This is a genomic window from Leisingera sp. S2M4 (assembly GCF_055398055.1).
In genome coordinates this window covers 2,459,300-2,483,376 of record NZ_AP040861.1, presented here as the reverse complement: position 1 = coordinate 2,483,376, position 24,077 = coordinate 2,459,300, and the positions used below count along the sequence as shown (strand labels likewise).

Below are 24,077 nucleotides of genomic sequence, written 5' to 3'. Positions count from 1 at the left end.
GGGTCGCCCGGCGACCGGATCAGCCGCGTTCGCGACCCTTGGCAAGGGTGATCCTGACCGCGTCCCACAGCGAGGGCAGCAGCACCAGCGACACCGGAACGGCGGTCACCACGATGAAGCTCTGCAGCTTGCCGACGCCGCCCGAGCCAAGCGAGATCAGGATGATGGCCATCAAACCCATGCCGATGCCCCAGAACACCCGCACCGGCAGCGAGGCGCGGTCCTGGTCGGACATGGCGACCGAGATCACGTAGGTCATCGAGTCGCCCGTGGTGGCCACGAAGATCGTCGTCAGCACCAGGAACAGCAGCGAGACGACAAACCCCATCGGCAGCTGCTGGGTGATCGCCAGCAATGCGGCGGGCAGGTTGAAGCCCTCGAAGGCCGTCGAGACAGAGCCGGTTTCGGCCAGCTCGAAGGCGATGCCAGAGCCACCGATGATGGTGAACCAGAAGGTGGTGATCACCGGCGCCACCAGCGACAGCATGATCACGATGGAGCGGATCGAGCGACCGCGCGAGATCCGGGCGATGAACATCGCCATCAGCGGCCCGTAGCCCATGAACCAACCCCAGAAGAACACCGTCCACCAGCCCAGCCAGCCCGGCTCGCCGAACAACCCGGCATCGCCGCGGTAGAGCGCCATGCCGAAGAAGCTGCCGATATAGTCGGCAAAGCCGGCGAAGTAGCTCTTGAAGATGAAGGCGGTCGGCCCGAAGACCAACATGAACAGCAGCAGCCCGCCTGCAAGGATCACGTTGATCTTGCTCAGCAGCTGGATGCCGCGGGTCAGGCCGGAGACTGCCGACAGGGTGTAGAGCACGACCAGACCGGCGATCACGGTCGCCTGTGTTGCAAAGCTGTCGGTGATGCCAAACAGCGCGTTCAGCCCGTAGCTGACCTGAAGGCCAAGGAAGCCGATCGGGCCGACGGTGCCCGCGACCACCGCGATGATGCAGGAGGCGTCGGCTGCAAGCCCGATCGGGCCGCGGATCGCGCGGTCACCGAACAGCGGGTAGAGCAGCGTGCGCGGTGCCAGCGGCAGACCCTTTTCATAGTGGTAATGCATCAGCATCACGGTCGAGAGCGCGCCGAGGATCGCCCAGGCCAGAAAGCCCCAATGCATGAAGCTCTGCGCCAGTGCGGGGGCCACGGTCTCGGCCGTGCCTGCCTCGGTGCCGAAGAACGGCGGCGGGGACAGGAAATGCGCCATCGGCTCGCCCGCGGCCCAGAACACCCCGCCGCCGGCCAGCAGCGTGCACATGATCATCGAGCCCCACTGGAACACCGAGAACTCGGGCCGCGCGAGACCGCCCATGAGCGCCCGCCCGCCGGGCAGCACGATCAGGACAAGACCGATCAGGAAGGTCGCCAGCAGCAGCAGCTGCCAGTAGAAGCCGAAATACTTGGCCGAGAAGGCAAAGCTCGCGTCCACGATCGACGACAGAAGCGCGAGGTCGAAGAGCGCGATCAGGCAGAAGATGGCGATGAAGCCGCCGGTGATCGCGAAAAGCGGCCTGTTGATATGGCCGGAGCCGGGCGTTGCCGCCGCAGCCGGGGTCTGGGTTTGGTCCGTCATTCCATCCTCCCTGAAGGAATTTCGCAGGTCTGTTGTGTTCCGGTGGCGCTACTCGGCCACCGCCCTCAGCCCCGCCTCCCCAGCGGCGCCGAAGCTTTCGTCAAAGAAGCGCAGCCAGTTCTCGCCCATGATCGCGGCCACCTCTGCCGCGTCGAAGCCCACGGCCCGCAGCCCCGCCTCGATGTTGGAGAAGTGCCGGTTGTCCTCGAACCAGCTTGGCATGTCGGGGAAACCGGGCGCGGCGGCCGAGCCCTCGCCGTAATCAATCCGCTTGGTCCAGCGGCCCATGCGCATCCAGTCGACGACGCTGTCGGGGTGGTCCTGGCACAGGTCCGAACCGATCCCGAGGCTCCGGGTGCCCGCCACTTCCGCGGTGCGCGCGATCATCTCGCAAAAGCTCTCCAGCGTGCAGGCCGACTTGTCCTTGAGGTGATGCGGATACAGCGAGAAGCCGAGCATGCCGCCGGTTTCGGCCAGCGCCCGGATGACCGTGTCGCTCTTGTTGCGCAGCGCCGGGGCCCAGGCGGCCGGATTGGCGTGGGTGATGGCGATGGGGCGCGCCGAACGCTCCACAGCCTCCAGCGTCGAACGCTCGGCGGAATGGCTCATGTCGACCACCAGCCCGACGCGGTTCATCTCCTCGATCACCTCGCGCCCCATCCGGGTGAGCCCCGGATCCTCGGCCTCGTAGCAGCCGGTCGCCAGCAGCGACTGGTTGTTGTAGCTCAGCTGCATGAAGCGCGCGCCGAGCGTGTGGACGATCTCGACCAGGCCAATATCGTCCTCGATCGGGCTGGGGTTCTGGAAGCCAAAGAAGATCGCGGTGCGTCCCTCGGCCTTGGCGCGGCGCACGTCGTCGCCGGTGCGGCCCTGAAAGATCAGCTCGGGGAATTCCTCGAAGCGACGGTTCCAGGCCTCGATATTGAGCACGGTTTCCCGGAAGTTTTCATGATAGGCGATGGTGACGTGGACCGCGTCCACGCCGCCTTCGCGCATCTGGCGGAAGATCTTTTCCGACCAGTTGGCATATTGCAGGCAATCGATCCGGTGGCTCACTTCAGATCCTCCGGCGTGCCGGCCGCGATATAGGCGGTCTTGACCGTGGTGTAGAACTCGGCCGCATAGGCGCCCTGCTCACGCGGTCCGTAAGAGGAATTCCCCCGCCCGCCAAAAGGAACGTGATAGTCGGTTCCGGCGGTCGGCAGGTTGACCATGACGCAGCCGGTGCGGGCGTTGCGGCGGAAATGGGTGGCCCGTGCAATCGACCGGGTGACGATGCCCGAGGTCAGACCGAACTCGGTGTCGTTCACCACCTCCAGCGCCTCGGCGTAGGAGCCGACCTTGATGACGCAGGCAATCGGGGCGAACATTTCCTCGCGGTTGATCCGCATGTCATTGGTGGTGCCGGTGAAGACCGCGGGCGACATGTAGTAGCCCTCGGTCGCAAGCTTGAGGCGTTCACCGCCGCAGGCCAGCGATGCGCCTTCGGATTTGCCCAGCTCGATATAGTCGAGATTGGCCGCCAGCTGCGCCTCGCTCACCACCGGGCCGATCTGCGTGCCCTCCTCCAGCGCGTGGCCGACCTTCAGCGCCTTCGCACCCGCGATCAGCTTCTCGACGAATTCGTCGTGCACGGCCTCATGCACCACCAGCCGCGACGAGGCGGTGCATTTCTGCCCCGAACCGCCAAAAGCGCCGCCAAGCGCGAGGCTGACCGCAAGGTCGAGATCAGCGTCATCCATCACCGCCAGCGCGTTCTTCGAGCCCATCTCCATCTGGATCTTGGTGAAGTTCCCAACCGCCGCGCGGGCGATGCCGCGTCCGACCGGCACCGAGCCGGTGAAGGAAATCGCGTCCAGTTCGGGGCTTTCGACCAACTTCTGACCGATCTCGCTGCCCGCGCCCATGACCAGGTTGAACAGCCCTTCGGGAATGTCCTGGCGGGCGATGATCTCGGTCAGCGCCACGGCCGAGGCCGGGGTGACATTGGCGGGCTTCCAGATCACCGCGTTGCCAAAGGCCAGCGCCGGGGCGATCTTCCAGCTGGCGGTCGCGGTGGGGAAGTTCCACGGGCTGATGACGGCGACAACGCCCACCGGCTCGCGCCGCACGTCGATCTCAACACCGGCGCGCACGCTGTCGGCGGTATCGCCGATCTGGCGCAGGCACTCGGCGGCATAATAGGTAAAGAACTGCCCGGCGCGGTAGACCTCGCCCTTGCCTTCGGCCAGCGGCTTGCCCTCTTCGCGCGACAGCAGCTCGCCGAGCTCTGCAGCGCGCTCCATCATCTCGGTGCCGATGGCCATCAGGACGTCGTGGCGCCGCTCCGGCCCATAGCCCGCCCAGATCGCCTGCGCGCGCTTCGCCGCCGCCAGGGCGTCGTCGAGCTGGGTGGCGCTGGCCTGCGCATAGCGGCCCACCAGGTCGGACAGGTCCGACGGGTTGCGGTTCTCGATCTCGCCGATCCCGGCAACCCAGGCCCCTGCGATGTAGTTGCGGTTGAGGTCAGTCTTCGCGTTCATGCTGTGTCTCCTGTCTGGACCGGGCGCCCCGGACGTGATCGCCGCCAGTAGGCCAAGATCAGGAGATTCAGTCAAATTCGATTAGATTGAACTTTCTTCAGGAAATCTGAATTTATACATCCCCTCGCAAATCTGATGTCTCGGCTTCCAGAACCCGCAGGAAGGCCCGCGCCGATGGCGGCAGCAGACGGCGCGGCTGCGACACGAGGTAAAGATCCCGCCGCGCCTCGCTCTCGGCGAGCGGAAGGAAGGCAAGGCCAGCGTCCTCCTGCGGCACGGCCCGGCGGGGCAGCAGCGTCAGACCAACCCCGCCGCGCACCAGCGCCAACAGCGAGGCCGTGTTGGGCACCGACATCAGCGCAGCGTCCCGGATCGTGGCAAAGCCCGGATCCTCGATCAGCCGACACAGCCCGTTGGCAATGAAATCGCGCCCTGCGAGATCACCCCAGCCCACAGATTCCCCCCGCGACGCAAGCGAATCGTCGCGCGCGCAAACGACCCCAAAGGCGTCCGAGAACAGCAACTTGCGTTCGAACCCCGAGGCCACCGTAATGGTGGCGATGCCGATATCGGCCCGCTCGGCCTCCAGTTCGCGCTGCACCGAGCCACTGTCCATGTCGCGCATGTCGATGCGCACCTTCGGATGGTCCCGACGAAAGTGGCGGATCACCGCGGGCAGAATGGCCGTTGCGACAGACGGCGTTACCGCCAGCCTCACCTGGCCTTCTTCCGCACGCGACAGCCCCTCGATCGCAGCGACAGTGCGGCCGAAATGTTCGATCTCACGCCGGGCCTCGCTGTAGATCATCTCGCCCAGCGGCGTGAGACGCGACTTTCGCGCCGTCTCGAACAGCGGCGCGCCGATATGCTCCTCGAATTGCTTGAGCATCATCGAGACCGCCGACGGGGTGCGGCCCAACTCACTGGCGGCCTCGTTCAGGCTGCCCTGCTGCACCACGGCGCAGAAACAGCGCAGCATTTCTATCTTGATGGCCAATTTCAGATCTCCTGAAGTAGAATTCAGGTAATGAACTTTGCCTGAATCATAGGGAGCTGTCTACAAGACCAGCGGACAGCAGAAACAAGGAGCGCCCCGCATGACTGGCACTTTAAGGAAAATCGGCGGCTCGTCCCGCTTTTCGGCAATCGCGATCCACAACGGCCAGGTGCACCTCGCCGGGCAAGTGTCGCAGCTCAAGGACGGCGACATCGAAGCCCAGTCGCGCGACGTCTTCGCCAAGGTCGATGCGCTGCTCGCCGAGGCCGGGACCAGCCGCCAGAACCTGATCTCGGTACAGATCTGGCTCGCCGACATGGACGATTACGCAGGCATGAACGCCGTCTGGGACGAATGGGTCGCCGACACGACACCGCCGACCCGCGTGTGCGTCGAGGCCCGCATGGCGCAGCCGCACTACCGCATCGAGGTTCTGGCCATCGCCGCGGAAGGCTGACGCCCCTCTGGCGGCGGGCGGTGATACAGCTAGAAGCGGCTGCCCGCAGCGATAAAATTCCGAATGCCGACCACCACAGGCCCGGCATTCGGTGCACTGGGTTCAACCCACGACGCGGTTTCTGTAGCTCGCCGAGAGGAACCGTCTCCGTTGACGCAATAGGATCTGGGAACTTCGTCTCTCAGAGACCGCCTTAAGCCACTCTCCCCCCTCCGAAAGCTCAGCCAATCCCCTGTAGAAAGAACAGGAAACCCGGCAGCCAAGGTTCGGGATCACATCTTCGCGGGGGCAAGTGGCGGGGAGACAGGGATTCGAACCCTGGGAACGCTCTCACGTTCAACGGTTTTCAAGACCGCCGCATTCGACCACTCTGCCACCTCCCCGGTCCGGTTGCGGTTTAGGCTGCAAAACCGCACGAAGCAAGCGTAAATTGGACCGCCCCTTCGCCACCGCCGCCCTGCGGGCCCTGCGCCCCGGCCAATGCCCCTTGGCCCGTCAAGCCCGCGTTGCGCAGGGCGCCATTCGGGCGGAAACATGCCGGCCTCCGGGCTTTCCCGCATGCGGTGATGCGGCAGGGTTTTCATGGCCGGACACGCAGGCTATCATGCCGCCAAATCAACAAGAAGACCGGACATTCCGGCAGGGGCGCGCTGGCGCTGCGGGCACAGGCAAGGAAGAGAGCATGCAAAACACCATGTCCAATGCAAGGACCGCGCCGCGGATTGCTGCGGTGGCCATTGGCCTGCTGGTTCTGACCGGCTGCGAAGACGGTCCCAAACTGGGCTTTTTGCAAAAGAAACCGGACGGCGCCGCCGCCGTGACCCCGTCCAGCAGCACCCGGCTGGTGGAACGCGACGTCGAAGCGCCCGAAGCCTTCCAGGTCACCGAAGCCGGTCTCTGGGACGGCCGGCCATCGATCGGAGGGGTCTGGGTGGCACACCCCGACACCAAGGAACCCGAACGCGTGATCATCCGCAACAACGCCAACGGCCAGTTCGTGATCGGCGCGTTGTTCCGGCGTGAGCGCGAGATCCCCGGCCCGCGCCTGCAGGTCTCCTCCGACGCGGCGGCAGCCCTCGGCATGCTGGCCGGAGCTCCGGTCGAGCTGAATGTCACCGCCCTGCGCCGCGAGGAAGTCAGCCCCGGCGACGCGGAGACCGACGCCGACACCGCCACGGCCGATACCGACGCCGAGACTGCAAATGCGGCGCAGGCCCTGGCCGCCAGCGCGGGCTCGGACATTGCACAAACGTCGCTGGACCCGATTGCAGGGGCTGCTGAGGCAATCGACGCGGCCGCCCCGGTCGCCAGCGCCGCACCCGCCGCGCCGCGCCCTGCCCCGCAGCCGTCCGCGCTGGACAAGCCCTACATCCAGATCGGAATCTTCAGCGTCGAAGCCAACGCCAATCGTACCGCGGACATGATGCGCAACGCAGGCATGGTGCCGTCGGTGCGGGAACATTCCACCAATGGCAAAGCCTTCTGGCGGGTTCTGGTCGGTCCGGCCAAAACCAAGGCAGAACGCACCCAGCTGTTGAAAAGCGTAAAGGAAACCGGATTTGCGGATGCCTATGCTGTCTCGAACTAACCTGAACATGGCCCGGACCGGGCGCGGACTGCTGGCGGCCCTGCGGCTCGGACTGGCAACCGGCCTTGCGGTCAGCTTCTCTGCGCTTTCGGCTGCGGCCTTTGATACCAAGGCACGCGCGGCCTATGTGCTGGACGCGGGCACCGATACGGTCTTGCTGGAAAAGAATGCCGATGTGCCACTGCCGCCGGCCTCGATGTCCAAGCTGATGACACTCTACGTCGCCTTCGAGGCGCTGCGCGACGGGCGGTTGTCGCTGGACGAAACCCTGCCGGTCAGCGAACACGCCATGAGCTATGGCGGCTCCACCATGTTCCTCGACACCACCGACCGGGTGCGGGTCGAAGATCTGTTGCGCGGCATCATCGTACTGTCGGGCAATGACGCCTGCGCGGTGATCGCCGAGGCGCTGAGCCCCGATGGCACCGAGGCCGGTTTCGCCCGCTACATGACCAAACGCGGTCAGGACCTCGGCATGACGGCCTCCACCTTCGCCAATTCCAACGGCTGGCCCGCCGCGGGCCACCGCATGTCGGTGCATGACTTGGCGATCCTGGCCGAACGGCTGATCGAGGACTTCCCGGAATACTACCCGCTGTTTGCCGAAACCTCCTTTGAGTTCGACGGCCGCGCGCCCTCAAACACCCGCAACCGCAACCCGCTGCTGCGGCTCGGCATCGGTGCCGACGGGCTCAAGACCGGCCACACCGAGGAGGCCGGCTATGGCCTCGTCGGCTCGGCCAAACAGGGGGACCGCCGGGTGATTTTCGTCATCACCGGGATGGAGAGCGAACGCTCCCGCGCAGAGGAGGCCGAAGCCCTCGTTAACTGGTCGTTTCGCCAATTCACCAAGAAAACCGTCGCCAAACAGGGCGATCCAATCGCCGAGGCCGAGGTCTGGCGCGGCGCTACAGGATCGGTAGGGCTGGTACCCGCAAACGATCTCGAGATCCTGCTGCCCTCGCTGACAGCGGACACCATCGAAGGCGAAGTGGTCTACAGCGGCCCGATCGAAGCGCCCGTGAAGCAGGGACAGCGGCTCGCCGAGCTGGTGCTGCAACCCGAGGAACTGCCGGAGGTGCGCCTGCCGCTGGTTGCGGCCAATGACGTCCCGCGCGGCGGCTTCGTGGTGCAGGTCCGCACCGCGGCGCAGGTCTTGATCAAGCGCTTCCTGAACGGCCCCGAGGGGGCGCTGTGACACCCGCCAGAGGCGCGCGCGGCCTGTTCATCACCTTCGAGGGCATCGACGGCTCCGGCAAGTCGACCCAGTGTCGCCTGTTGGCCGACGCGCTGCGCGATGCGGGCCGCGAGGTGGTGCTGACCCGCGAGCCTGGCGGCTCGCCGGGGGCCGAGGAAATCCGCCGTTTGGTGCTGGAGGGCGACCCCGACCGCTGGTCGGCAGAGACCGAGCTGCTGCTGTTCATGGCGGCACGGCGCGATCACCTTGAGCGGACAATCGAACCCGCGCTGGCTGCGGGCAAGGTGGTGATCTGCGACCGTTTTGCAGACAGCACCAGGATGTACCAAGGTCTGTCGCGCGGCGATCTGCGGGCCGCGGTGGACCAGATGCACAAGTTGATGATCGGCCGCGAGCCGGACCTCACGCTGCTGATCGACATGGACCCCTCCGTCGGCCTCGCCCGCGCCAAGGGACGCCAGGGCAAGGAAGAACGCTTCGAGGATTTCGGCGTCGAGCTGCAGGAGAAGATGCGGGCGGGTTTCCTGGCGCTGGCGCAGGAGTTCAGCAACCGCTTCCGGATCATCGACGGGGCGCGTCCGGTCGCTGCGGTGGCCGCCGAGGTGCGCAAACATGTCGACGAGGTTCTGGCATGAGCGATGAAGACGCGCTGCCACGCGCCGACCAGGCCGAAGGCGCACCGCACCCTCGCGAAACCCTGCGGCTGATCGGACAGCAGTCGGCCGAGCAGGATTTCCTCACCGCCTATACCTCCGATCGCCTGCACCACGGCTGGCTGCTCACCGGGCCGCAAGGTGTCGGCAAGGCGACCCTCGCCTGGCGCATCGCGCGCTTTCTGCTGGCCACGCCGCCCGCCGAAGACGGGCTGTTCGGCGCGCCGCCTCCGCCGCAAAGCCTCGATGTCGATCCCGACCACCCGGTCGCTCACCGCATTCAGGCACTGGCAGAGCCGGGCCTTGCGTCGATTACCCGCTCCTACGACGACAAGGGCAAACTGCGCAGCCAGATCGTGGTGGACGACATCCGCAAGCTGAACCGTTTCTTCGGCCTCTCCGCCACCGACGGCGGACGGCGCCTGGTGATCGTCGACGCTGCCGACGACATGAACGTAAGCGCCGCCAACGCGCTGCTGAAGATGCTCGAGGAGCCGCCCGCCCGCACCACGCTGCTGCTGATCTCGCATCAGCCCTCGCGACTGTTGCCGACCATCCGCTCCCGCTGCCGCACGCTGCGGCTCGGACCGCTGTCTGCCAGTGACATGCAGGACGCGCTCGCCCAGTCCGAGGTGGCGCTCCCGGAGAACATGGACCATCTCGCGGCCCTGGCCGGTGGTTCTGTCGGCGCGGCGCTGCGGCTGATCAATCTGGGCGGGCTCAAGATCTATGCCGAGCTGGTGCAGATCCTTGCCTCCCTGCCCCGGCTCGACCGCCAGCGCGCCATGGCCCTGGCCGAGGCCGCCGCCCAGCGCGGTGCCGCGGAACGGTTCGAGCTGCTGTTATCGCTGACCGAAATGGCGCTGGCGCGGCTGGCGCGCACCGGCGCCACCGGCACGCCGCCCGCCCCCGAAGCCGCCCCGCAGGAAGCCGAGATGCTGGCCCGGCTGGCCCCCGATCCGCGCAAGGGCCGCGCCTGGGCGGATCTGGCGGCCGAGGTCACCGCCCGCGCCCGCCACGGCCAGGCGGTGAACCTTGACCCCGCCGCGCTAGTCCTAGATACGGTTTTCAAGATGCAGGAAACCGCGTCGCGCTGAGCGCAGCTGCCCGGCGCGGTCCAAGTTGCGCCAGAGGATTCATGACCGAGACCACCCCCCAGATTACCGACAGCCACTGCCACCTGGACTTCCCCGACTTCGAAGGACGGCTGGACGAGGTGCTGGCCAGCGCTGCCGCAGCCGGTGTGACCCGGATGGTCACGATCTGCACCAAGCTGAAGAACGAACCCACCGTGCGCGCCATCGCCGAGGCCCATGATCCGGTGTTCTATGCCGCGGGCACCCACCCGATGAGCGCCGCCGAAGAACCGCTGGTTACGGTGGAGGAGCTGGTGGCGCTGGCAAAGCACCCGAAATTCGTCGGCATTGGCGAAACCGGGCTGGACTACCATTATACCGCCGACAGCGCCGAGGTGCAGCAGCAGTCCCTGCGCACCCATATCGCCGCCGCCCGCGAAACCGGCCTGCCGTTGATCATCCACGCCCGCGCCGCCGATGACGACATGGCCCGTATCCTGACCGAGGAAATGGCCAACGGCGCCTACTCCTGCGTGATGCACTGCTTCTCCTCCTCGGCGGAGCTGGCCCGCGCGGCCCTTGACCTGGGTTTCTACCTGTCGATGTCCGGCATCGCCGCCTTCCCCAAGAGTCAGGAACTGCGCGACATCTTCGCCGCGGCCCCGGTCGAGCGCATCCTGGTGGAAACCGACGCCCCCTACCTGGCCCCGCCGCCGCACCGCGGCAAGCGCAACGAACCGGCCTATACCGCCTTCACCGCCAAGGTCGGCGCCGAGGTCTTTGGCATGAACTATGCTGATTTCGCGGCCCAGACCCAGGCCAACTTCGACCGGTTGTTCTGGAAGGCCGCCCGCTACGAGGCCGCAGCCTGATGGCGGAAATGCGCTTCACCATCCTCGGCTCCGGCTCATCCGGCGGGGTGCCACGCATCGGCGGCCACTGGGGCGATTGCGACCCGGAGAACCCGAAGAACCGCCGCAGCCGCTGCTCGCTGCTGGTGGAGCGCGACGGCCCCGACGGGACCACCTCGGTGCTGATCGACACCTCGCCGGACATGCGCAACCAGCTTCTGGACGCCGGTGTCAGCCGCCTTGACGCGGTGGTCTACACCCATTCCCATGCCGATCACATGAACGGCATCGACGACCTGCGCATGGTCTATTTCAACATGCGCCAGCGCATCCCCGTCTATGCCGACGGCCCCACCCAGAACGACCTGCTGAGCCGCTTTGGCTACGTCTTCGTCCAGCCGGATGGTTCGCCCTACCCGCCGATCCTAGAACTGAAATCCATTGACGGCCCCTTCCAGATCGACGGCCCCGGTGGCGCGATTTCGCTGCGCCCCTTCGAGGTCGAGCACGGCTCCATTGACGCGCTCGGATTCCGCATCGGCGACCTGGCCTATCTTCCGGATGTCTCCGCGATCCCCGATGCCGCGCTGCCCGCGCTGGAAGGGCTGGACGTCTGGATCCTCGACGGTCTGCGCCGCAGTCCGCACCCGACGCATTTCTGCTACGCCGACGCGCTGTCCTGGTTCGAGCGGATGGCCCCAAAGCGCGGCATCATCACCAACATGCATAACGACATGGATTACGCCACGGTCGAAGCCGAAACACCGGACCACATCACCCCGGCCTATGACGGCATGGTGATCCGGCTCCCGCTCTGAAGGGAGACGGATTGGCGGGGGGCTGCCCCCGCGGACATTTTAGCCAAGCCATTGCAGCAAAACATTTTTGCGGAGTACCCTGCCCGTGTTTCAAACCCTGATTGATGTCATCCTGCCAGTTTTCCTGGTCATCGGCGCGGGCTACGTTTCGACACGCAAGGGCTTCTTCACGCAGGGACATATCGACGGTCTGGCCAAGTTCACCCAGAGCTTTGCGATCCCCTGCCTGCTGTTTCGCGCCATTGCCACGCTGGATCTGTCCGCAAGCTTTGATCCCCGTCTGCTCGTCAGTTTCTACACCGGTGCCTTTACCTGTTTCATGATCGGCCTCTTCGGCGCCCGCATCCTGTTCAAACGCGACTGGGAAGACTGCGCCGTGATCGGTTTCTGCTGCCTGTTCTCCAACTCGGTTCTGCTGGGGCTGCCGATCACCGAACGCGCCTTCGGCGCCGACAACCTGACCGGCAACTACGCGATCATCGCCTTTCATTCGCCCTTCTGCTACGGCGTCGGCATCACCGTGATGGAGATCCTGCGCAACCGCGGCGCGGGCGGGGTCAAGACCGTTTCCGCGGTGCTCAATGCCATGTTCCGCAACGTGCTGATCCTCGGGATCGCACTGGGGTTCCTGGTGAATTTCTCGGGCTACGCCATTCCGATGGTGGTGGATGAGGCCCTGTCCCTGGTGATCCGCGCCGCCCTGCCCGGCGCGCTGTTCGCCCTGGGCGGCGTGCTGGTCCAATACCGCCCCGAGGGCGATCTGCGCGCCATCCTTTTTGTCTGCCTCACCTCCCTGATGATCCACCCGGCGATTGTCTGGGTCATGGGGTCAGCGCTGGCGCTGCCGCAGGATCTGTTCCGCTCGGGGGTGCTGAATGCCTCCATGGCCACCGGGTTCAACGGCTATATCTTTGCCAGCATGTACGGACGCGCCAAACGGGTGGCGGCGTCCTCAGTCCTGATCGCAACCGGAGTCAGCATCTTCACCATCTGGTTCTGGCTGCTGCTGCTGACATGACCCGAGCGCGCGCCCTCGGCCCGGGCGGGGACCGCTGTCTCGCTCGCCTCTGCGCTCCGCCCGCCGGGCCCATGCCTGGCTGCGCCGGATGATGGGCCTGCTGCAGCTTGCGGCCCGCCACGGTCGCGCTGCGCTGGTCATGGGGCTGCTCACGGGGCTGCTGCTGCCGCACCTGGCGGCGAGGTTGCAGCCCTGGCTGCCACACATGGTGGCGGCGCTCCTGTTCCTCAACGCCTACAGGATCGGCTACAGCCGGGCCGTCGGCGGCCTGCGGGACGGTCTTGATACCCTCTGCGCCGTGGCGCTGCTGCAGCTGGCACTGCCCTTGCTGGCCTTGGCAGGGGCCGCGCTGCTGGGCCTTGCGGAAACCCCGGCCGCCCTTGCGCTGGTGCTGATGCTCAGCGCACCGTCGGTGACCGGCAGCCCGAACATCACCGCCCTGCTGGGCCACCCGCCCGAGACCGCCTTTCGCCTGCTGATCCTCGGCACCGCCCTGATGCCGCTGACGGTGATCCCGATCTTCCTGCTGATGCCGGGTCTCGGCGCGCTTGACCACCTCGCGGACGTGCTGCGCGCGGCGGGTCGGCTGGTGGCGACGATTGGCCTGGTGGTCCTTGCCGGTTTCCTGCTGCGGCGCCTCACGCTGCCGAACCTGCGGCCAAATCAGGCCACCGCGATCGACGGGCTGACGATGATTGCACTGGCCGTGATCGTGGTCGCACTGATGTCGGCCCTGGGCCCGGCCCTGGAGCAGCAGCCCTGGCTGGTGCTGCAATGGATGGGATTTGCGCTGGCGGCCAACCTCGGCCTGCAAATGCTGACCTATGCGGTGGTACGCCGCCGCACGGGCAGTGGCGCGGTGGCCGTCTCCGTCGTGGCCGGCAACCGGAACTTCGCCCTGTTCCTGATCGCCCTGCCCCCAGCCACAACCGAGCCGCTGCTGATCTTTCTAGGCTGCTACCAGGTGCCGATGTACCTGACCGCCATCCTGATGCGCCGGTTCTACAGCCACGCCGCCGTCAGCTCAGAAAGGTGACGCCGGGCATTCGTCGGATCAGCTCGGTATCGGCCTGGTAGGTCTCGCTCATGTGGTCCACCAGCGTCTGGGACCATCCGGGCAGATCGATTTCTTCCTCGACCGCGTCCTCGCTGTAGTAGTAGGTCAGGAACAACTCCCGCACCCGCTCGCGCTGCGCCTCGCTGAGGCCGGGGCGGCTGGCCAGATAGGCTTCCAGCCGCTCGTATCCCGCCTCCGAAATGATGCCTCGGGTGATGTCCAGTTCCCCGGAGAAGCGGAAGCTGTCGCCCAGCCCGGTCACATGGCCCAGGATGTTCGGCCAGATCACCGGCGTTTCCTCGTTGCACCAGACGGTGATCGGGCACTCCGGGTTGCGCATCCGGATATCGGCAACCACCTCCGACCAGCGCAGGTTCAGGAAGTCCGCCTTGCCCGCGAACTCCTGCCAGGTACGGCTCGATTGCGAGCGGAACACCGGCCCGATCAGGGTCGCGGGATTACGCAGCCCCAGGAAGAAGGCGCAGGGGTTGTCGGGGAACAATCCCCGCAGCGCCGCCGCATTGCGCCCCGCGTTGCGAAACAGCCGCCCCCCGCTCAGCATCCAGGCCGGCACCCCCAGGAAGCTGGAGCTGGTCAGGATCAGCCGGTCAACGTCATTGTCCTTGACCAGATGCGCCAGCAGCGCATCCCGCTCCTGGTCGGTGACAAACTCCTGGTCCTGCTTGCGCAGCATGTCGGTGACCGCCTTCATATAGGTCCCGGGTCGCCGGATCATCACCCCCTGCTCCAGCAGCCGCGCCGCATCCTTGCGCAACGACCAGGTCAGCTGGCCATTGTCGGTGTTCGGCGCTCCGATGTGAAAGGCGATGGTGATGTCGCGCATAGTGCCGTTTACCTCAGTCCCTATCTGGCCGGGCGGGTGGCGGCCGATCTTCCGCGGCGGCCCGGCCTTTTGCATCGCATAAGCCTCGGATGATCACAACCGCTGGCGCAGGCGGCGGAAATACCGGTCGTCCCGTTGACGCAGCACGTAATCGCAGACCTTGCGCGCCAGCTGCGGATGGCCGCGCTCCAGCGCCAGATTGGCCAGTTCCCGCTGATAGCGGGCAAAGCCGTGCCGCCGCCGCAACAACTGGCGAAAGCGCTGCCGTGTCAGTGTGCCATTGATCGCCCCCGTGGCGATGTCCTGCAGGATCCCCATCTGCTGCAGCGAGGACCCCAGCCGGTGCCCCAGCAGGGGGCAGCGCCAGAACGTGACGTTGGTCCCGGTAAAGCGCTCCGCATGGGCCGCGTCGGGGGCCACATAAGGGTCATACATGACATGCACCTCGCCCGCCGCCTGGCTGGCCAGCGCCGCATCGCCGAAGGGACCCGAGAAATCCCGCTCCCACACCTTCTTGTAGCGCATCTCCCAGGGCACCAGCCGCTTGTCGAGGGTCGACTGCGGGCTGATCGCAAACACCGTCGATCCGGGCGCCGCCGCGGCATAGGCCGCCGCTGCATAGCCGCCCATGGAGGCGCCATAGAACACCACCCGCTCGAAGCGGTCGAAAAAGCCGCTGTCCCGCAACGCCTCGAACTTGGCGGTGACCTCCGCGTGGCGAAACCAGGTCCAGCCATTGGCCATCACCCCCAGCATCGACCAGCCCTGCGCCTCGATGAAGCTGAAGCCCCAGGGCCGCCGGTCATCGCGCTTGGTCATCGCGATATCGAGATTGTCGAAGGTCACGACCAGCGTGCGCCCGCGCGGCATGAACAGGAACGAGTGCTCCTCCAGCTCGTCAAAGAACCCCTCGTCCGCTGCCAGCCTTTGCGCCAGCGCCGACCATTCGCCGGAGGGCGGCTGCAGCTCCTGCGGCTCGGCCGAAAGCACCGCCAGCCCGGTCCGCTCGGCCTCCGGCGCCAGCAGCGTGTTGCAGCTGCCATAGGCCTTGAGAAACGGATAACTGCCCGAGCCCTTGCGGATCTCGATCACCAACCGGCTGAGCGGGTGCAGCGCCTGGTCAAGCAGCGGTTTGATGTTCTGGATCTTGTGACGCACCCCGAAGCTGTTCAACGCGAGGATCACGTCATAGGGGTGCGAAGGCACCGTGCTGCCCTGCACATGGATCGCGTCCTCGTCCACGCCCGCGGCAACCAGCCGGTCCCGCCACGCCTGCAGATCCTCGGGTTGCGGCGACACCGGCCGCCCCTTGCGGTCCAGGCTCACATACTCGACCCGACAGCCATAGCGACGATGCAGCAGCGCGGACAATTCTGCCGCCTGACCGTTGATATCGGCAACGCGGCGCACCTCGTCGACGTCCAGCTCCGGCAGCACCGATCTGAAATCCAAATGCTCCGCGATCATTGCGGCCTCATATCCTTTCTGCCTGCCCGCCAGGGGCAAGCCACTTTCACTACGCGCTCGGCACAGCGAGGGTTGCGCGCGACCTTAACCGCAAAAAGTTAACAGCCTGCCCCGATCAGCTGTCGGTGGCGCCGACCCGTGTCAGCACCGTGGAGTATTTGCCGTGTTTCTCCAGCACCTCCACCGCGCCAAAAGCCTTCATCGCGCCGATGCCTCCCGACCCCTTGCGGATATCCAGCACGATCCCGCCACCGGCGTTGACCTGATTGGCGAACATCGCCTCGTAGGTGCTGACCGGATAGTGAAATCCGCAGGACGCGAGGCTGACGACCAGGTCAACAGGCGCCAGCCCGCCAGTGTCCTGCTTCTTGGGGTTGATGGTGGTGATCTTGTCAGCCGGCACGCCGTTCTTCTCAAGGAAGGCGCGCGCGGTCGCCAGACTGGTATAGCCGGCGCCCTCGCCCTGAAAACCGAAGTGGCGGCCATTGCCCTCCTCGATATCGATGAGCACCAGCTCGCAATCATAGCGCCGGTGCAGCAACAGGCTGGCAAAGGCATAGCCGCAGCCGATGTCGGCGGCACGCCTGGGGGCGATGTCATCGGTGGCCTTCAGGAAGAAACCGCATTCCCGCTCGGCGATGCGAATGGACTCCGCCAGGATATGGTCGCGCTGCGAGCGCGCCTCCTCAAGCAGCAGCTGCTCGTCCCCGGCCATCCAGTCCCGGATGGTCTGGCCAGAGGTGGCAAGTTCGGAGCGCTGCAACAGGATATTGGCCACGTCCTGATCGCTGAACATCGAGAAATCCAACGTCGCCGGATCGATTGCGGGCATGGGCACCTCTTTCGCTTCAGGGCTGGCTTGCAGCAGGTGACGGGTCGCCTCGGCAGTGATGCCGTGTTTCTTCAGAAGGTCATCCACGTAACAGCCCGGCGCCGGGACACCGCCGTATTTGGCGGCAATGTTGCGGAACCGGCGGCCCCAGAAATGGATTGAGAGGGTATCGTCCCGGATGAAGCCGCGGGCCTTGTTGGCACGATTGGGGTTCAACACAACCCCCGCCAGCTTGAACGGCACCGGGTAGATCACATGTCCGGGGCGCGACTGCGCCACCTCGCCGGTGTCCTGCAAGAACCACGTCAGCGCGTCCGGCCCCCAGACTCCCCAGGGCAACAGCGACACATGCACGCCCTGCCCGGCATCCTTCAGCGCCTGCAACTCGGCTTGCTTCTCGGCGCTGTACCAAGGCGGGATCGGGTATTCATCGCTGGTGAATTGCAACATCGCCTTCAGCGTCTTCGACGTCTTCGGCAGCCGCAGAACACCGTTGTTCACCATCGGCTTGTCGTCGGAGATCCAGCCGTGGAAGTGCTTGCCCCTGATGTTCCAGGGCTGGCAGCAATAGGCATCGGTGTCAGCCCAGATGTAATCGGTCTGCCGCAGAAGGTGCAGCCGGAAGACATCGGCGTGATAGGCCGGGCTGCCGGTGCGGGCATGGCGGATGATGCGATCGGCGGGCAGGATCTCGTTGGCATCGGCGATCTCGACCCCGTCGGGCACACCCTGAACGCTGTCATAGGTGTAAAGGATCACCGGGTGGCCGTTGTCGACAAAGGACTTCAGGCACAACTGCTCCAGCCAGCTCAGCTCCGGCCCGACCCAGAGCGACGCGATGGTGGGAAGTCCCATGTTTTCTGCCCTTTAAACAATCCACGAATACGCCCCTAGACGTGCTGAAACTTTATGGCGAATTTTAGACCCCGGCAGAAAAACCTGTCAAATCGGCGCGCCCGGCGGCTAGTGGGTGGTCTCGCCGCGCTTCACGGTGAACCAGAAATCGCTGCCCGGTGCCTTCTCGGCGATCTCCTCCGGGATCACGCCCGGCCCGCTGAGGAACACGTTCGCCCCGAAATGCGCATGCAGCCGTGACAGTTTCTGCAACCGCTCACTGGTCAGCTCCTGAAACAGCGTCAGCATGTCGTCGCGCTGCTTCAGCTCGGCGATCTTCTCGCGGTGCCTGGCGCAGGAGTATGCATGCGCGGCGGCAATCTCGGGGTCGGCCATCAGCCGGGCCAGCTCCGCCTCCAGCGCCGGGATCATCCGCTGGATCGAGCGTTCCTCCTCGGCGTTGTTGTTCATGCGGAACCAGTAAGACAGCCCCTGGTCGCGGTCGACATGGTTGACCCGGCCGCGATCCCGCTTGACCAGGAAGCTTTCGGCACTGCGCACGGCATAGTGGTTCAGCTGCACCAGATCATAGCCGTAGGTCGACAGGGACGAGCGCCAGCCGTTGCGGTACATCTCCCGCGGCATCGGCTTGCCAGAGCCGTTGACCCAGCGGATGTCCTGCCACAGCTGCGGCTTCAGCCCCTTGGGGCGGTGCACGCCCAGCTTCTTGAAGATGCCATTGTTGCGAAACAGCGTCTTGAACCCCCAGGCCTGATGCGGCTTGCGGGTCACTTCATGGGCGCAGCGGGTGAACTCGCGCAGGATCAGATCGCCGGTAAAGTCACGCACATCATTGTTGCCGAACAGCCGCCAGGTCATCGAGATCATGTTGGCGTCGCCCACCGCCGCGAACAGATCCTCAAGGCGCCCCGCGCCGCATTTGATATTGATGAACTCGTCCACATCCATGCAGACCACCCAGTCGGCATCGCGGATGACAGGCTCTTCCTCGGCGGCCTGCAAGGCCGCGTGCTGCGGTTTCAGATCGGTGCTGCGAAACGGGTTCTCGCGGTGCTGCACCAGCCCCTTGTCCTGCAACAGCTGCAGCATCGTATCGGTGCCGTCGGTGCAATCGTTGGTGTAGATCAGGAAGTCGTCCACCCCGATCATCCGGTGATAGGCCAGCCACTCCAGAATGAACGGGCCTTCGTTTTTCATGGTGGTGACGATGGCAGTTCGCCCCCGGCCGCCTGCCGGTCGCTGCAGACGCTCCTCGGGGATGCGCACGGGCTTGGCGCCGAAATGGCCGTATGCCAGCTCCAGCAGCTGCGGTGTTTCCACCAGGCTGGTCTTGGGCACGATCTCCGAGATGCTCTCGGTCGGGTGGCGCAGGGCCATGCAGCGGTAGAACAACGCCACATCCTGCGCGGCAGGCGCAACGCCGACCACCCGCACCAGGCGCCAGATACAGTCGCGCGGCACCTTGCCCGGCGCGAGGCACCAGCGCGGCCGCAAGGCATCCGAGTCGAACTGGGTGCAGATGTGATCGCCAAACCCCGCGGCACTGTCCGGGCGCAGCCGCCACGGGTAGGCCTGCACCCCGCCCAGTTGCACACAGCCCGAGGCCGATTGCACGGCCCGGTCAAAGATATTCGGACCGTCGTCCGGTGCCAGCAGGTCGAAAAGGTCGATATTCGCCACCGCGCGGGCCTGCTCCAGAAAGCGGGCACGCAGGATCTCGTAGATCAGAAACTCCCCCAGCGGCGCCCGCCAGGGATCGGCGGGCGGGATCTCCATGCGATCCTTGCCCGGCGCACCGGGCACGTTGAACGGATGCGCCTCGGCGGGCAGGTCAGGCTTGCCCAGCGGCAGCCTGCAGCGCACCACGATCACCCGCTCCAGCCCTGCGATGTCCTCGACCAGCGCCCGCAGCGCGGTGGCGAAGTCACGGCTGGCCGACGGCTCGGCGCGATCAAGGATCACCGCTGCCTGCATGCCATGCCGCGCAGCGTGATACGTCAGCCAGTCCGCCGCAATTTCCGGCGTCTCGCCATTGCGCACCGCCACCAGCACGTTCATCCCGGCCAGCAGCTCGGTCTCGGCAGGCTGCAAGGGCACGCTCCAGGCGCCGTCATCGACCCGCACCGTCACCGGCTGGTCGCAGTCATCGACCGCGGCCTCGAACACCGGCGCGCCGCCAAAATTGTGCTGGGTGACCGCCGTTTCCCGCGCGCCCTGACCGACCTCCAGCCCCAGCCCTTCGGCGCTGTCCGCCGAGCTGAAGAACACCCGCGCCACGGCCGCGTCACGGCCGCCGGTTTGTACCACCGCATCCAGCACCCGTGCCCGACCAAGGGTCAGCGCGCTCAGATCGCGTTCAAGAATCCTGCCTTCGCGGGCGGTGGGGGCCGGTCTGGTCATTCTGCAGCTGTCCCTCTGGGCGGGTTGGCCGGACCGCGGGTGCGGTGGGCAGCCCGTTCATAACGCGCTCCGCTCCGGGTCGGAACCGCCAAGCCATCGCGGCCGACCCAGAGCCCGACCGCGATTGATAAAATGGCAACATCCCCTGCCCCGCCCGACGGCGGGGCGCGTCAGCCCGCCGCCTGCATCAGCGAATGCAGCGAGTGATTGAGACCGGTGGCAATCGACACCCGCTTGCCCCCCATCCGCGCCTTGGCGGAAATCACCGAGACCAGCCGCGGCGGCCGCCCCGGCAGCAGTTGCAGCACCGGCGACCCTGACGCCCCGAAATCCACCCGGCAGGATGTCACCATCATGCTCTGCCGGGAGGACAGCACCCGGCAGGCATTCTGTCGGCTGGGGGTCGTCGCCTGATGATAGGTGTAGGACAGCACATCCACCGTGTCACCGCGCGAGGGCGCCGCTGCCAGCGACAGGGGCTGGATCCTCTGCGGGCTGATCGGCCGGTCAAGGCGGAGCACCGCCAGGTCCACGCCACTCTGTGCCTCGCCGCCGCTGCGGTGATCGTAACCGGGGTGCAGCACCGCCTTTACCACCTGCCGCGCGGCCTTTGACTGGCGGCCCACCAGCCCCGCCTCGAACTTGATACGCCGCGGATTCACAGCCCGCCCGTTGGTGGGGCTGTACAGGCAATGCGCCGCGGTCAACACAAGGTCGGGCGCAATCAGACTGCCTGTGCACATGCTGCGGCCAGAGATATTCAGCCGACCGACGGCCTCCCACCCGGGGACGGATTGCACCGGGGCCGGACGGCCCTCGGCCTGGGCCGCGCTACTGGCGGCCAACATGGCGACAGCAGCCGCCATTCCCATAAAACGTCTCATCACCCACTCCATTTTCCATGCTCTCATCGTGGGTGACGGCTTGGGCCGGAATGCGGCCTGCTGCGGTGCCGCGCTGGCAGAAACATGGGCAGAATGAGGCAGGGTTAACAAAGCCTTAAACCGCCACCCGCCGCGCAGGCCGAGAGCGCCAAAGCCCCTTGTTTTCTTAATGAACCGGTAAGATTTTATGAAAAACCCTTGAAAAGGCGCGGAAAATGCCAACGTTTTCGTTAGGAGATCGATTGCGGTTTTTCCCAGTTTTCCCGGTGTTTTTAGCGCTCACCGGTAACTTCGCGGCGCAAATGCGGCAGAATCGGGTCGATGTGCCCCTCGGCGAATTCCCCCTGAAGTTGCGGCCAGCGCCCAATTGTTTAACGCCCCAAAGCAGGCTGTTACCCGGCGTCAGCCCCACGGACGGACCCGGTGTGCCGACACCGCCGGCGCAGACGCAAAAAGCCCCGGCACGACGGCCAGGGCGAAACACAGCTCAAATTGTCCGATCGCAGCGCCGCGCGATGGCTACGCGCGGCCTCGGGCCTCAGGCGCTCTCTTCTTCGAGATGCAGTTTCATGTCCAGCAGCACCTGCTGCAACAGCACCGTCTCGCGCAACAGCCGCTTGGCCTCGTTCACGGTGATGATGCCATCTTCGATCGCGGCCTGGTATTCGCTCATCAATTGGGCAAAGCGCTGGCTCAGCGCGATCACATCCGCATTCACCCCGCCGCTGCGACCGGTCTCCTGGGCGGAGCCATTGCCGTTGTAGGACAGGGTGATGTTCTTGAGGTCAGCCAGCGCCGAGGTCACATGCGGGTAGGACGCCGCTCCTTCCAGCCTGGCGACCGCATCCACCGGCATGAAGCGATCGGCGTGTTCCGCATTGTCCGAGTAATACCGCCCCAAGGTCGCCTTCGACTTGCCGGTAATCTGGCAGGCGGCTTCGATGCCGACATCCTTCACCAGCGCCTCGGTGTGCTTTTTCAAATACGTCCCAATCTCAGCCATAAAAATCCTACCTGGCACGGTCGCTGCTCCCGATAGGGGAACTCAGCGGTTAATTTCCCATTTCTGAGTTGTAGAGGAATTGCGATACCTTATCCATCCCTCAGGTTTTTGAGGGATTTAGCGAGTGACATCGTGCAACAGCTTTCTGTTGTTCAGTGTGAGGCAGGATGGGTGAGTGACATTCTGCGCCAAGGGCAATTGGTCTGCCCGGAACCAGTGCCTTCCGGGGCGATTGATGCGGCATCACAGGGGAATTTGTTCCACCCCGCCGCGTCAGCCCCGGCGGGCCTTCTCCGCCCCGCCTCCGTGGTCCCATCCCACCCCGCGCGGGTCGGCAATTCCCGCAAAGCGGCAAGTTTGGGTTTTCCCCATCCGCCAGCGCGGCTAAACCCTCCTCATGGCCAAGCTCTATTTCCACTACTCCACCATGAACGCGGGCAAATCGACGGTGCTGCTGCAGGCATCGCACAACTACCGCGAAAACCACATGGAAACCTACCTGCTGACCGCGCGCCTCGATGATCGTGCCGGCACCGGTCGAATCGCCTCGCGCATCGGCATCGGCCAGGACGCCGATACCTTCGCCGAGGGTGATGACCTGTTCCAGCGCATCAAGCAGCGCCTGGACCAGGGACCGGTGGCCGCGGTGTTCGTGGACGAGGCGCAGTTCCTGTCCCCTGACCAGGTCTGGCAACTGGCCTGCGTGGTCGACGATCTGCGGGTTCCGGTGCTGGCCTATGGCCTGCGGGTGGATTTCCAGGGCAAGCTGTTTCCCGGCTCAGCCACGCTGCTGGCGCTGGCCGACGAGATGCGCGAGGTGCGCACCATCTGCCATTGCGGCAAGAAGGCAACCATGGTGGTGCGCCAGGACGATCAAGGGCGTGTCGTCACTGACGGCAACCAGGTCCAGATCGGCGGCAACGAAACCTACGTCTCGCTCTGCCGCCGCCATTGGCGCGAGGCCGTGGGGCAAGCCGCCGAGAGCTGACCCCAGCCCCGGCGGCACCTCATGTCCGGCGGGCGTCAGACCCGGTTCGGCGGCACGGTACCGGCATTAAAGGCCGCCACATTGTCGAGCGCCATATGCCCCATGTTGCTGCGCACCTCCTCGGTGGCGGTGCCCAGGTGCGGCAACAGGGTGACATTGTCCAGCTCCCGCAACGCCTGCGGCACCGCAGGCTCGAACTCGTAGACATCCAGACCCGCGCCGCCGATCCGACGCTCCTGCAGCGCGGCGATCAGCGCCGCCTCGTCCACCACCTCGCCACGGGCGATGTTGATCAGATGCGCGTGGGGACGCATTGCCGCCAGCACCTCGGCGTCGATCAGATGCCGGGTCTCGGCGCCGCCGGGCACCGCGATCACCACAACATCCACCGCTTTCGCCAGGGCGATCAGGCTGTCCGCGCGCTGCGCCGGAAAGTCCAGCTCCTTGTCCGAGCGCGCCACATAGGACACCTGCATGCCAAACCCGAAATGGCAGCGCCGGGCGATGGCCTGACCGATGCGACCCATGCCGACGATGCCCACGTGCTTGCCCGTCACATGCAGCCCCAGCAGCTGGGTCGGATGCCAGCCCTGCCAGTCGCCACTGCGCACCAGCCGCTCCCCTTCCGAGGCCCGGCGGGCCGACATCAGCATCAGCGTCAGCGCCACATCGGCGGTGGCATCGGTCACGGCACCGGGGGTGTTGGTCACCTCGACGCCCGCCGCGCGCGCGGCCTCGGCGTCGATATGGTTGTAGCCAACACCGAAATTGGCCAGCAGCTTGCAGCGCGGCTGCCCCGCCCTGGCGAAGATCTCGGCCGAGAACAGGTCACCCAGCGTCGGCACCACCGCGTCGAACTCTGCCAATGCGCGCAGCATTTCCGCCTCGCTCATCACCTCGGTGTTGCCGCGGATTTCCACCTCGGGGAATTCCTCGCGCGCGCGCGCCTCGACGGCGGCGGTCATCGGTCGTGCGATCAACAGTTTCATC

The 24,077-nt window shown here is 65.7% G+C and carries 21 protein-coding genes and 1 tRNA gene; 10 read left to right on the top strand and 12 right to left on the bottom strand.

The features are described 5' to 3' along the window. Positions 1-19: 19 nt before the first annotated feature. From ACZ52D_RS12020 to ACZ52D_RS12005, 4 genes are all read right to left on the bottom strand, one after another. Complete coding sequence (locus ACZ52D_RS12020) at positions 20-1,579, bottom strand: BCCT family transporter (RefSeq protein ID WP_464441460.1); 1,560 nt, start codon at positions 1,577-1,579, stop codon at positions 20-22. 48 nt (positions 1,580-1,627) lie between these two features. After that, on the bottom strand, positions 1,628-2,635 hold the full coding sequence (locus ACZ52D_RS12015) for a membrane dipeptidase (RefSeq protein ID WP_464441459.1): 1,008 nt from the start codon (positions 2,633-2,635) through the stop codon (positions 1,628-1,630). After that, a complete protein-coding gene (locus ACZ52D_RS12010; RefSeq protein ID WP_464441458.1) occupies positions 2,632-4,101 on the bottom strand; it encodes an aldehyde dehydrogenase family protein in 1,470 nt (489 codons plus the stop codon). The genes ACZ52D_RS12015 and ACZ52D_RS12010 overlap by 4 nt, the downstream gene beginning before the upstream one ends. A 112-nt stretch (positions 4,102-4,213) precedes the next feature. Next, positions 4,214-5,098, bottom strand: coding sequence for a LysR family transcriptional regulator (locus ACZ52D_RS12005; RefSeq protein ID WP_464441457.1), 885 nt, complete (start codon positions 5,096-5,098; stop codon positions 4,214-4,216). Between the two features lie 100 nt (positions 5,099-5,198). Between ACZ52D_RS12005 and ACZ52D_RS12000 the strand changes: the two genes are divergently transcribed. Further along, positions 5,199-5,555 carry a RidA family protein gene (locus tag ACZ52D_RS12000; RefSeq protein ID WP_417474764.1) on the top strand — a complete coding sequence of 119 codons (357 nt, stop codon included), beginning with the start codon at positions 5,199-5,201 and terminating at the stop codon, positions 5,553-5,555. A 293-nt stretch (positions 5,556-5,848) separates the two neighbouring features. Here ACZ52D_RS12000 and ACZ52D_RS11995 read toward each other — a convergent pair. Beyond that, positions 5,849-5,938: transfer RNA gene (locus tag ACZ52D_RS11995), tRNA-Ser, on the bottom strand. 299 nt (positions 5,939-6,237) lie between these two features. On the opposite strand from ACZ52D_RS11995, the gene ACZ52D_RS11990 reads away from it, so the two are divergent. From ACZ52D_RS11990 to ACZ52D_RS11955, 8 genes are all read left to right on the top strand, one after another. Continuing rightward, on the top strand, positions 6,238-7,143 hold the full coding sequence (locus ACZ52D_RS11990; RefSeq protein ID WP_464441456.1) for an SPOR domain-containing protein: 906 nt from the start codon (positions 6,238-6,240) through the stop codon (positions 7,141-7,143). Positions 7,144-7,150: 7 nt separating this feature from the next. Continuing rightward, the gene (locus ACZ52D_RS11985; RefSeq protein ID WP_464443135.1) at positions 7,151-8,341 is read left to right on the top strand and encodes a D-alanyl-D-alanine carboxypeptidase family protein; all 1,191 of its coding nucleotides are present in this window, start codon (positions 7,151-7,153) and stop codon (positions 8,339-8,341) included. Further along, positions 8,338-8,976 carry a dTMP kinase gene (gene tmk / locus ACZ52D_RS11980; RefSeq protein WP_464441455.1) on the top strand — a complete coding sequence of 213 codons (639 nt, stop codon included), beginning with the start codon at positions 8,338-8,340 and terminating at the stop codon, positions 8,974-8,976. Before ACZ52D_RS11985 ends, tmk begins: the two co-directional genes overlap by 4 nt. Beyond that, complete coding sequence (locus ACZ52D_RS11975) at positions 8,973-10,091, top strand: DNA polymerase III subunit delta' (RefSeq protein ID WP_464441454.1); 1,119 nt, start codon at positions 8,973-8,975, stop codon at positions 10,089-10,091. Before tmk ends, ACZ52D_RS11975 begins: the two co-directional genes overlap by 4 nt. A 41-nt stretch (positions 10,092-10,132) precedes the next feature. Then, positions 10,133-10,942 carry a TatD family hydrolase gene (locus ACZ52D_RS11970; protein ID WP_464441453.1) on the top strand — a complete coding sequence of 270 codons (810 nt, stop codon included), beginning with the start codon at positions 10,133-10,135 and terminating at the stop codon, positions 10,940-10,942. Then, positions 10,942-11,739, top strand: coding sequence for an MBL fold metallo-hydrolase (locus ACZ52D_RS11965; RefSeq protein ID WP_369925415.1), 798 nt, complete (start codon positions 10,942-10,944; stop codon positions 11,737-11,739). The genes ACZ52D_RS11970 and ACZ52D_RS11965 overlap by 1 nt, the downstream gene beginning before the upstream one ends. Positions 11,740-11,824: 85 nt before the next feature. Next, positions 11,825-12,757, top strand: coding sequence for an AEC family transporter (locus tag ACZ52D_RS11960; protein ID WP_464441452.1), 933 nt, complete (start codon positions 11,825-11,827; stop codon positions 12,755-12,757). A gap of 88 nt (positions 12,758-12,845) precedes the next feature. After that, on the top strand, positions 12,846-13,793 hold the full coding sequence (locus ACZ52D_RS11955) for a hypothetical protein (protein WP_464441451.1): 948 nt from the start codon (positions 12,846-12,848) through the stop codon (positions 13,791-13,793). On the opposite strand, the gene ACZ52D_RS11950 is transcribed toward ACZ52D_RS11955, so the two are convergent. The 6 genes from ACZ52D_RS11950 to ACZ52D_RS11925 form a co-directional block, all read right to left on the bottom strand. Continuing rightward, entirely contained in the window at positions 13,777-14,658 is an 882-nt protein-coding gene (locus ACZ52D_RS11950; RefSeq protein ID WP_222455121.1) for a hypothetical protein, read from the bottom strand. The genes ACZ52D_RS11955 and ACZ52D_RS11950 overlap by 17 nt on opposite strands. A gap of 93 nt (positions 14,659-14,751) precedes the next feature. After that, a complete protein-coding gene (locus ACZ52D_RS11945) occupies positions 14,752-16,125 on the bottom strand; it encodes a hypothetical protein (protein WP_464441450.1) in 1,374 nt (457 codons plus the stop codon). Between the two features lie 115 nt (positions 16,126-16,240). Continuing rightward, positions 16,241-17,812 (bottom strand): class I SAM-dependent methyltransferase, encoded by a 1,572-nt coding sequence (locus tag ACZ52D_RS11940; RefSeq protein WP_464441449.1) that lies wholly within the window; start codon positions 17,810-17,812, stop codon positions 16,241-16,243. A 108-nt stretch (positions 17,813-17,920) separates the two neighbouring features. After that, a complete protein-coding gene (locus ACZ52D_RS11935; protein WP_464441448.1) occupies positions 17,921-20,212 on the bottom strand; it encodes a glycosyltransferase family 2 protein in 2,292 nt (763 codons plus the stop codon). 170 nt (positions 20,213-20,382) lie between these two features. Further along, positions 20,383-21,096, bottom strand: a complete 714-nt coding sequence (locus ACZ52D_RS11930) for a trypsin-like serine peptidase (protein ID WP_369925429.1) — start codon at positions 21,094-21,096, stop codon at positions 20,383-20,385. A gap of 538 nt (positions 21,097-21,634) precedes the next feature. Beyond that, the gene (locus tag ACZ52D_RS11925; RefSeq protein WP_222455116.1) at positions 21,635-22,099 is read right to left on the bottom strand and encodes a hypothetical protein; all 465 of its coding nucleotides are present in this window, start codon (positions 22,097-22,099) and stop codon (positions 21,635-21,637) included. Positions 22,100-22,496: 397 nt separating this feature from the next. Here ACZ52D_RS11925 and ACZ52D_RS11920 point away from each other — a divergent pair, with 397 nt between their 5' ends. Then, complete coding sequence (locus ACZ52D_RS11920) at positions 22,497-23,087, top strand: thymidine kinase (RefSeq protein ID WP_222455115.1); 591 nt, start codon at positions 22,497-22,499, stop codon at positions 23,085-23,087. A 35-nt stretch (positions 23,088-23,122) separates the two neighbouring features. Here ACZ52D_RS11920 and ACZ52D_RS11915 read toward each other — a convergent pair whose 3' ends face one another. Continuing rightward, positions 23,123-24,076, bottom strand: coding sequence for a 2-hydroxyacid dehydrogenase (locus tag ACZ52D_RS11915; RefSeq protein ID WP_464441447.1), 954 nt, complete (start codon positions 24,074-24,076; stop codon positions 23,123-23,125). Position 24,077: the final 1 nt, after the last annotated feature.